Genomic DNA, 7,804 nt, shown 5'->3' with positions numbered 1-7,804 from the left:
GCTCTCCCCCCGCCACGGGCGCGCCATTCGAGGTCCGCCCAGTGGGTGGAGAGACACAGAACCGCCCCGCGCCAGGAACCCGAGCCCGGCCCGGGACGGTGGCGGCCCGCACCCACATACGCGGCGGACCGTAGCCGGCCTGGGTGAGCCGGTGGCGGGCCGCAGCCGCGTACGGCGGGAAGGGGACGTGTCGGGGGGTGCCCGCCCGCAGCGTGCGGCGAAAACGCAGAGCAAGGATCTGAGGGACAGGGCGTCGCACCGAGGACGGACACCCCCCGGCGCGGCCCCGACCCCACCACCGGACAGCCGGCGCTACCGCAACCACCCGACCACCGAAACGGGCCGCCGCAGGCATCAGGGGCGCGGGGAACTGCGCGAACACCCCCCACCGGCCCGCAGGTGAAAACGATGGCCCCGCCAAACAAAGGGGCGCGGGGAACTGCGCGCCAAGCCCCCACCGGCCCGCGGTGAACAACGAAACCGCACGCACCCCAAAAGGGGCGCGGGGAACTGCGCGAACGCCCCCCACCGGCCCGCAGGTGGAAAGGATGGCCCCCGCCAAACAAAGGGGCGCGGGGAACTGCGCACAAGGGCGTCACCGGCACGCCGGTGAAAAGGGGCGCGGGGAACTGCGCACAAGGGCGTCACCGGCACCCCCGTGGCAAAGGGACCGCGGGGAACTGCGCGGACGCCCCCCACCGGGCGCCCGGTGAAAACGAACCCCGCACCCCCAAAAGGGGCGCGCGGTCGGGTCAGGGGGCGCCGGCGATGTGGGTCGAGGCCAGTTCGTGGACCGTGGTCGTGTCGGCCGCGATGAGGGCGTCGAGAAGCGCCGTGTGTTCCGCCGCGTCGGCGATGAGGTCCGCGCGGGTCCAGCGGCCGGCGGAGCCGATCAGCGGCCACTGCGCCCGGCGGTGGAGGTCGTCCGTGATGCGGACCAGTTCCGCGTTGCCGGCGAGCCCCATCACCGCCCGGTGGAAGGCCCGGTCGGCCTCCGAGTACGTCGCCCGGCACCCCGACGCCGCCGCCCGTACCGTCGCCTCGGCGAGGGGCCGCAGTTCGGCCCAGCGTTCGACCGGGACGGTCCGGGCCAGCCGCGTCAGCACCGGGATCTCTATCAGCGCCCGTACCTCCGCCAGCTCGGCCAGCTCCCGCGCGTCGCGTTCGACGACCCGGAATCCCCGGTTGGGCACGACCTCCACCGCGCCCTCCAGTGCGAGCTGCTGCATCGCCTCGCGGACCGGTGTCGCCGAGACGCCGAAGCGTTCACCGAGGGCGGGGGCGGAGTAGACCTCGCCCGGTTTCAGTTCTCCGGCGACCAGTGCCGTGCGCAGGGCGTCCAGGATCTGGCCCCGGACCGAGGCCCGCTGGATCGGGGGGCGGGGGGCGGGCGCGGGATGCTCGCTGTGGGTGTGCTCCCCGCGGGCCGTGGCGTCGCCGCCTCGGAGCGTCGCGCCGACGTCTCGGGCCGCCGGCTGGGCCGGCACGGTCAGGGGACGGTCGGCCGTCGCGGGACCGGCCGGCCCGGTGGAGTCCTGCACGCCCTGCTTCACGGGTCCTCCTCCGGGCTTGTCGGTACTTGGGGTCATTACGGCCGGTTGTTACTCGGCCGTCAAGCACCTTAGGCGCAGAACCGCCTCGTTCAAATCCGGGCCATGTTCGATAAGGTGAGCCTTACCTGAGTGCGGCCATGTGTGAGGAGGGTCCCTGTGAGCGTCGTGTCCGGTGCCTACGCCCGTCTCACCGACGTGTATCCGGGGCTCACCGTGACCGAGCTGGCGCCCGGCGAGCCCGCGCCCGTCGGCGGCGGCTGGGTGGGCGCCGCCGCGCTCGCGGAGGGCGGGCAGGCGCTGGACGCGTTCCTCGCCTGGGACGACGCCCAGGTGGTCCGGGACTACGGGCAGCAGGCCCGGCCGGACGTCGTCGCGAGTTTCGGCCTGCACCGGTACGCCTGGCCGGCCTGCCTGCTGATCACCGTCCCCTGGTTCCTGCACCGCCGGGTGCCCCGCTTTCCCGTGACGCACGTCTCGTACGACCGCACCGCCGGCCGTATGGCCGTACGCCCGGAGTCGTTCGCCTGCCTGCCGGGCGACCCGGCCGCCGTGCTGCCCGGCGCGCGTGTCGTCGCCGACGGCGAGGCGCTGCGGGCGGAGGTGCGGGCGGCCGTCGCGGAGCACCTGGAGCCGCTGCTGGCGGCCTTCGGGCCGCGGATGCGGCGCCGGGGGCGTGCCCTGTGGGGCATGGCGACCGACGAGGTCGTGGAGGGCCTGTGGTACGTGGCCCATCTGCTCGGCGAGGAGGAGCGCGCCCGGCACGAGCTGGAGCTGCTGCTGCCCGGCGCCACCCGGCCGTACGTCGGCTCGGCCGCGTTCCGTGAGCTGACGGGCCCCGACGGGGAGCGGCTGCCCACCCGGGACCGGGCGAGCTGCTGCATGTTCTACACCGTGCGACCGCAGGACACGTGCGCCACCTGCCCTCGCACCTGCGATGCCGACCGGGTCGCCAAACTGGCGGCCGCGACCGCCTCCTGAAGATCACTCAGGTAAGATCACGCCGACTGGACGCACCCGTCGGTCACAGGTGTTTCACACCTTCCTCACGCGTCTCGGGAACTTTCCGTGGAACCACCCTTACGGGTAGTCTTATTCGAACTCAACTCCCGCCCCTCAAGCGGCAGTTCGAGCAGAACGCCGTCCTGGGCATCCCCTTGCACCTCCTTGGCGGCCTCTTGCCCCGAAACCCCCTGAGGGCTGCTGGGATTGGGCCACTATGGCGGGCGATACGCCCTATCCCAATGCAAGGGACCCCAGATGAGACTGACCGACATATCGCTGAACTGGCTGCTTCCGGGCGCCGTACTGCTCCTGGGCATGCTGGCGGCGGTGGCGGTGCTCGCGCGCGGCAAGCGCTCCTCCGGGGAGCACGCGAAGACGGAAGACTCGTGGGAGCGCGCCGAGGAGCGCCGCAGGCGCAAGGAGGCCCTGTACGGCACGGCCTCCTATGTGCTGCTCTTCTGCTGTGCGGCGGTGGCCGCGGCACTGTCCTTCCACGGCCTGGTCGGCTTCGGCCGGCAGAACCTGAACCTCTCCGGCGGCTGGGAGTACCTCGTGCCGTTCGGCCTGGACGGGGCGGCGATGTTCTGCTCCGTGCTCGCCGTGCGCGAGGCCAGCCACGGTGACGCGGCCCTCGGTTCCCGGATACTCGTGTGGACGTTCGCGGGCGCCGCTGCCTGGTTCAACTGGGTGCACGCGCCGCGCGGCATCGGTCACGACGGTGCGCCGCAGTTCTTCTCCGGCATGTCCCTGTCGGCGGCGGTGCTGTTCGACCGGGCGCTGAAGCAGACCCGCCGTGCCGCGCTGCGCGAGCAGGGCCTGATCCCGCGGCCCCTGCCGCAGATCCGGATCGTGCGCTGGCTGCGGGCTCCGCGGGAGACGTACAAGGCCTGGTCGCTGATGCTCCTGGAGGGCGTACGCAGCCTGGACGAGGCCGTGGACGAGGTCCGCGAGGACAAGCGGCAGAAGGAGGAGGCGCGTCGTCTGCGCCGGGAGAAGGAGCGCGTGGAGCGCGCCCAGCTGAAGGCGATCAGCCGCGGCCACCGCGGTTTCGTGGGCCGGGGCGGTGGCCGCGAGGTCGAGGTCGCCCTGGAGCGGGACGACGAACGCGTCGCCGCGGAGCCCGCCATATCGGCCCCGGAGCAGCTGCCCGTACGCTCGCGTCCCTCCCTGCAGCCCGTTCGGAGCGGGTCTGACCCGATCACCGTGGATCTGACGGCGGAGGACGACACCCAGGCCCTGCCCCGGCTCGACTCGCTGGAGCGCAAGCTGAAGGATCTGGAGCAGCAGTTCGGCTAGGCGGACACGGACACCGTCGGCCGTACGGGGAGGGCGCGCTCCGCAAGGGGCGCGCCCTCCCCGTTGCCGTCCCGCTTCCGTCGTCGTTCAGGCTCCGTCGCGGGCTTCGGCCGCGGTCATACGGCCGCCTCGGCCGCGGTCACGCTGCCTCGGCGTCCAGTTCGAACCAGACGACCTTGCCCGCGCCGTGCGCCCGCACGCCCCACGCGTCCGCGAGGGCCTGCACCAGGACCAGGCCCCGGCCGTGTGTGCCGTCCTCGTACGGCAGCCGCAGCCGGGGCCGGCACGCCACGCTGTCGCGTACCTCCACCCGCAGCACATCGGTACCGGCGACGGCCGTCAGGACCGCGTCGTCGTCGGTGTGCACCAGCGCGTTGGTGACCAGTTCGCTGGTGAGGAGTTCAGCCGTCTCGGAGCGGCCCGGCCTCCCCCAGTGCCGCAACAGCTCCCGCACCGCCCGGCGTGCCTCCGGGACCGCCTTCAGGTCGGCGCGCCCCAGTCTGCGTTCCAGCCGGGGCGCGCCCTGCCCGTCCCCCGTCGGGCCGGTCTCCTCCACGGCCGTGTCGGTGCCCGTCGTATGAGCCGAGGTGGCCCCGATGGTCATCGGTCCGCTCCCTCGTGCCTGCCTCTTCATGACCCCCGCCTGCGTGCCGATGTCGGTTTCCCTCCTGCTCGAACACGTTCACGGGGATGCTTGCCCGGCGGTTCGGGGGGCAGTCATGTCACGCCGCCGACGCCCGGGTGTTCGGCCATGGCCGGGGCGGCCCGCACATGCTGCGGGAAGGTGTCCGGCGGGTTCCCCGCGCGTGGCGTCGCGATGGCGCCGGGGTGCGGCGGCCGGGCGGGCAGGCCTCCGGGCGGGCGTCCGCCACGGCCCTGCCGGGGCGCCGGGGGCGTCACCGATGTACCGGCCGCTGCACGCGTCGCAGCCGTCTCCGGGGCGTCCCGCCTCGCGTGCTGTGCCCGGGCCGGGTGCGACCAGCGGCTGTGCCCCGGCGCGCCTAGGGGGCGCTGCCGCAGCCGCCGTACGGCCGCTACGGCAGCGGTGGGGACGGCGTCGCGGGCATCGTGGCGACCCACGGTGAAGGGTCGGGCGCGGGGCGCCACCGGACTGTCCGGCGCCGCACCGAAGTTGGCCGGAAACCGCCCCTCCGTGGCCTCAGGGGCGCGGCACGTTACGGAGGTTGGAACGCGCCATCTGCAACATGCGGCCCACCCCGCCGTCCAGCACGATCTTCGAGGCGGACAGCGCGAACCCGGTCACCATCTCGGCGCTGATCTTCGGCGGGATGGACAGCGCGTTGGGGTCGGTGACGACGTCGACGAGGGCCGGTCCCTTGTGCCGGAACGCGTCCTTCAGCGCGCCGGCGAGCTGCCGGGGTTTCTCCACCCGCACCCCGTAGGCGCCGCAGGCGCGGGCGACGGCGGCGAAGTCGGGGTTCTTGTTGGTGGTGCCGTGCGAGGGCAGGCCCGCGACCAGCATCTCCAGCTCCACCATCGACAGCGAGGAGTTGTTGAACAGTACGACCTTCACCGGCAGGTCGTACTGGACGAGGGTGAGGAAGTCCCCCATCAGCATCGCGAATCCGCCGTCGCCGGACATCGACACGACCTGCCGGTTGCGGTCGGTGAACTGAGCGCCGATCGCCATCGGCAGCGCGTTCGCCATCGAGCCGTGCGAGAACGAACCGATGACGCGGCGGCGCCCGTTGGGCGTGATGTAGCGGGCCGCCCATACGTTGCACATGCCGGTGTCGACGGTGAACACGGCGTCGTCGTCGGCGAGTTCGTCGAGCACGGCGGCCACGTACTCGGGGTGCAGCGGTACGTGCTTCTCCACCTTGCGGGTGTACGCCTTGACGACGCCCTCCAGCGCGTCGGCGTGCTTCTTCAGCATCTTGTCGAGGAAGCGCCGGTTCTCCTTCTCCTTCACCCGGGGGATCAGGCAGCGCAGCGTCTCCCGTACGTCCCCCCACACGGCGAGGTCGAGTTTGGAACGCCGGCCGAGGTTCTCGGGACGCACGTCCACTTGCGCGATCCGCACGTCGTCGGGCAGGAACGCGTTGTACGGGAAGTCCGTGCCGAGCAGGATCAGCAGGTCGCACTCGTGGGTGGCCTCGTAGGCGGCGCCGTAGCCGAGCAGGCCGCTCATGCCGACGTCGTACGGGTTGTCGTACTGGATGTACTCCTTGCCGCGCAGGGCGTGGCCCACCGGCGATTTGATCTTCCCGGCGAACTCCATGACCTCGGCGTGCGCCCCGGCGCATCCGCTGCCGCAGAACAGGGTGACGCGTTCGGCCTCGTCGATCAGCCGTACCAGCCGGTCGATCTCCTCGTCGCCGGGCCGCACGGTGGGCCGGCTGGTGACGAGGGCGGTCTCCACTGCCCGCTCCGGCGCGGGCCTGTCGGCGATGTCGCCGGGCAGGGCGACGACGCTGACGCCTGAGCGGCCGACGGCGTGCTGGATCGCTGTGTGCACGAGCCTCGGCATCTGCTGCGGGCTGGACAGCAGTTCGCAGTAGTGGCTGCACTCGCGGAACAGCTGGTCGGGGTGGGTCTCCTGGAAGTAGCCGAGGCCGATCTCGCCGGACGGGATGTGCGAGGCGAGGGCGAGGACCGGGGCCATGGAGCGGTGAGCGTCGTACAGGCCGTTGATCAGGTGCAGGTTGCCGGGACCGCAGGAGCCGGCGCACGCGGCGAGCCGACCGGTGATCTGCGCCTCCGCGCCGGCGGCGAACGCGGCGGTCTCCTCGTGGCGTACGTGGATCCAGTCGATGGCTGCGTTGCGGCGCACGGCGTCGACGACCGGGTTGAGGCTGTCGCCGACGACACCGTACAGGCGGGTGACTCCGGCGCGGACGAGGATGTCGACGAACTGTTCGGCGATGTTCTGCTTGGCCATGACCAGGCATCCCTTTCCCTCGGTCCCGCCCTGGCGGCCGGGGGCGGCCCCGGGCGGTCACGTACGGCCTCGGGATCCATCAACCCACAGGCGGCGCCGTCACGCCTCCCACACGGCGGCGGCCGTACGGTCGTCGGCGTACCCCTTCACCCTGACCTGGACGTCCGCGAGAAACGCGGCGAGGCCCGGCGGGACGGCCGCGGACCACCGGTCGCCGAGATGACGGCTCAGCTCCGGCTCCCCGCGCAGCGGCTCGGCCAGCCCCGCCGAGCACATCAACAGCACATCACCCGGACGGGCTACCGAGGCGCGGAAGCGGAACGGCTCGTGCGGCGGCGGAGGGGCCGGTTCGTACGGCTCCGGAGGCGCCGGGATGCCGAGATCGAGGGTGAGCCGGTCGCCCTGCGGTGTCCCGCCGGGCGGCGAGCCGCGGCCGGCGACCGCTTCCCCGGGCGTCTCCGCGGGCTGCGGTTCGATGTCCCGCCAGACACCGTCCCGCAACCGGAACAGACCGCCCGCGCCCACCCCGAAGAACACCCGCACCCGGCAGTCGGGGGCGGCGGGCAGCAGCAGGCAGCGCAGTGTGGCCGTGTACTCCTCCGGCTTCAGCCCCTGCTCGGCGGCCTCCGCGCGCAGCCGGCCGAGACTGCGGTCGGTCAGCCGGTGCAGGCCCGACTTCAGATCGCCGCGCCGGGACGCCCGGATGTCCTCCACGAGCCGGGCGTGACTGCGGCCCACGGCCTGCCCGATCCACCGGCAGGCCTCCGCCGCCGCGCGGTGCGCGCCCGGCGTGGCCCGCGCGCCGGTCGCCATCGCGACGAGCAGCAGCGCCTGTTCGCCGCTGCCGAAGCGGGCGGTGAGCAGCGCGTCCCGGCGCGGCTCGCCCCGGTAGCGCGCGGAGTCCCCGCGCACCGACGCGGCGCGCAGTGTGCACGCCCCGTACCGGGCGCCGTCCAGCACGGTGTCGGGCACCAGGTCCGCGAGGCCTTCGGGGTCGGCGGCGGGGAGCGCGGTCGGCTCGGCGTCGTAGGTGGGCGGCCGGGTGCCGACG

The 7,804-nt window shown here is 73.2% G+C and carries 6 protein-coding genes; 2 read left to right on the top strand and 4 right to left on the bottom strand.

Annotated elements, in window-relative coordinates; translation table 11 throughout:
- Positions 1 to 752: 752 nt before the first annotated feature.
- Positions 753 to 1,553, bottom strand: a complete 801-nt coding sequence (locus MTQ10_RS24930) for a GntR family transcriptional regulator (RefSeq protein WP_247472404.1) — start codon at positions 1,551 to 1,553, stop codon at positions 753 to 755.
- A gap of 156 nt (positions 1,554 to 1,709) precedes the next feature.
- Here MTQ10_RS24930 and MTQ10_RS24925 point away from each other — a divergent pair, with 156 nt between their 5' ends.
- Both MTQ10_RS24925 and MTQ10_RS24920 read left to right on the top strand, forming a co-directional pair.
- Positions 1,710 to 2,531, top strand: a complete 822-nt coding sequence (locus MTQ10_RS24925; RefSeq protein WP_247472403.1) for a (2Fe-2S)-binding protein — start codon at positions 1,710 to 1,712, stop codon at positions 2,529 to 2,531.
- Between the two features lie 279 nt (positions 2,532 to 2,810).
- Entirely contained in the window at positions 2,811 to 3,851 is a 1,041-nt protein-coding gene (locus tag MTQ10_RS24920) for a DUF2637 domain-containing protein (protein ID WP_247472402.1), read from the top strand.
- Positions 3,852 to 3,990: 139 nt separating this feature from the next.
- Here the strand turns inward: MTQ10_RS24920 and MTQ10_RS24915 are convergent, their stop codons facing one another.
- The 3 genes from MTQ10_RS24915 to MTQ10_RS24900 form a co-directional block, all read right to left on the bottom strand.
- On the bottom strand, positions 3,991 to 4,455 hold the full coding sequence (locus MTQ10_RS24915) for an ATP-binding protein (RefSeq protein WP_247472401.1): 465 nt from the start codon (positions 4,453 to 4,455) through the stop codon (positions 3,991 to 3,993).
- Positions 4,456 to 5,010: 555 nt separating this feature from the next.
- A complete protein-coding gene (locus MTQ10_RS24905; RefSeq protein WP_247472400.1) occupies positions 5,011 to 6,753 on the bottom strand; it encodes a pyruvate dehydrogenase in 1,743 nt (580 codons plus the stop codon).
- A gap of 99 nt (positions 6,754 to 6,852) precedes the next feature.
- A partial coding sequence (locus tag MTQ10_RS24900; RefSeq protein WP_247472399.1) for a protein phosphatase 2C domain-containing protein occupies positions 6,853 to 7,804 on the bottom strand: 952 nt, incomplete at its 5' end.

The sequence above is a fragment of the Streptomyces sp. XM83C genome (assembly GCF_023072675.1).
GTDB lineage: Bacteria > Actinomycetota > Actinomycetes > Streptomycetales > Streptomycetaceae > Streptomyces > Streptomyces thermocoprophilus.
This window is presented reverse-complemented; position numbering and strand designations above follow the sequence as displayed.